This is a genomic window from Methanocrinis sp. (assembly GCF_049974945.1).
In the GTDB taxonomy this organism is placed as follows: domain Archaea; phylum Halobacteriota; class Methanosarcinia; order Methanotrichales; family Methanotrichaceae; genus Methanocrinis.
The window spans coordinates 4,517-6,055 of record NZ_JBNGCU010000093.1; the positions used below are offsets into that span (position 1 = coordinate 4,517).

General features: G+C 60.2%; 2 protein-coding genes. Both read left to right on the forward strand.

The genetic code is table 11. The features are described from left to right. Positions 1 to 317 precede the first annotated feature (317 nt). Positions 318 to 818 (forward strand): nucleotidyltransferase domain-containing protein, encoded by a 501-nt coding sequence (locus tag ACP5EL_RS08575; protein ID WP_428402095.1) that lies wholly within the window; start codon positions 318 to 320, stop codon positions 816 to 818. Beyond that, complete coding sequence (gene hepT, locus ACP5EL_RS08580; protein ID WP_428402096.1) at positions 734 to 1,168, forward strand: type VII toxin-antitoxin system HepT family RNase toxin; 435 nt, start codon at positions 734 to 736, stop codon at positions 1,166 to 1,168. Before ACP5EL_RS08575 ends, hepT begins: the two co-directional genes overlap by 85 nt. Positions 1,169 to 1,539 lie beyond the last annotated feature (371 nt).

The window sequence follows — 1,539 nt, forward strand, 5'->3', positions numbered from 1 at the left end:
CCGCCGAGCCTCCCGGCGAGCTTTGCCGCGGCGAGGGTGAGCCCCAGGTGGGCGAAGAGGAGCATCGGTATGAATAAGTCTGGGGGTGTAGTTAACTTTTGCTGTAATATACGGAGTAGGCGGAGAGGGTTGCAGAGAAATACAACCGGTCCCTCGTCACCGACGCGATCAAGAGGGCTTAAGAAGATCTCATGGTAGGAAGGAGCGTGCGGCTTTGTGCTAGGCTGTGTCCGACTGCTGCATCAGCTTGAAATAATAGCATCTATCTTAATATCTGTCGCCAAGACAACTGAAACTGACAGCAAAAGGAGATTCGGATGAGGACTGAAGCCGAGACCTGCCAGCATGCTGCCCGTCGGGGCGAGGCAGATTTGAAGAGGCTCCTCGAGGAGGCTGCAGAGGACCCTGAGGTTCTGGCGGTCGTCCAGTTCGGAAGCACCGTCCTTGGAGAGGCGACGGCCAGCTCAGATATCGACGTCTCCCTGGTCCTCCATCTCGAAGAGGCCGACCGGCTGGCCCTATCCAGGAAGCTGCTCGACTACGCCGGCCTGAACCTCGATCTCCACATCTTCGGCCTCCTACCCCTCTACATCAGGAGAAGGGCGCTGAAGGAGGGGCGGGTTCTCTTCTGCAGGGATGAGGACCAGCTCTACGAGCTCGCCTTCCGGACGGCCCAGGCCTTCGAGGACCACAGGCACATCTACCGAGAATACTGCTGGACCGTGAACGGATCTTGGCCAAGGTCGACGAGCTTGAAGGCTACCAGAGGGAGCTTCTGCAGATCGCGCCTGCCAGCTTTGACGAGTACCAGAAGATAGAGAAGAAGCGGGCCTGTGAGCGGCTGCTCCAGATCTCCATTGAGACGTTTATCGACATCTGCCACCTGCTGGTCAAAGGGCTGAGGCTGGGGCTTCCGGCCGAAGAGGACGACCTCTTCGAGAAGCTGGCCGGGGCGGGAATCATCGGCCAGAGCACGAAGGATGAGACGAAGAGAATGAAAGGATCTCGCAATATCCTGGTGCAAAGGTATGGGGATATAGACGACAGAATCGTCTACGAGATGGCAACCGAGCGGCTCGGAGACTTTGAGGCCTTCAAAAAGGAGGTTCTGGAGGCGCTTTCAGAGGGAGATGCCCAGATAGGGGGCGGCGAATCGGAGAAGAGGTAGCAGGCAGCGGTACAACCGGCGATCCTCATTAATATAAGTGCCTTTTGGAAGGGGGGAGAGGCGGCCTTTCGAGCCGATAGCGTGCTGGCGGGGCCGGGGGTCGTTGCCTCTTAGCGCCGCCCTCCCTCCGGTCGGGCGGTTCTGCGGGGATCGTGGCTTGGCCAGACAGGATGTATAGCGCAAAACGACTGCACCGCAGAGGTGGGGGGCGCGCCCGCCTTCAGCTGAGATCCCGGTTCCCGTTCTTTGCCGCCATATCCCGGGCCGCCCGGCCCGCCACCTCGTACGCCCCGGGAAGACAGGATGCGAGGTTGGAGCCGTCGATGGCGAAGGGTGCGTCGCCGAGCCGCTTGAGGACGGCTCCCGCGACC

Coding starts and splice junctions, on each gene's coding strand:
- ACP5EL_RS08575 (WP_428402095.1), top strand. CDS start 318: ATGAGGACTGAAGCCGAGACCTGCCAGCATGCTGCCCGTCGGGGCGAG.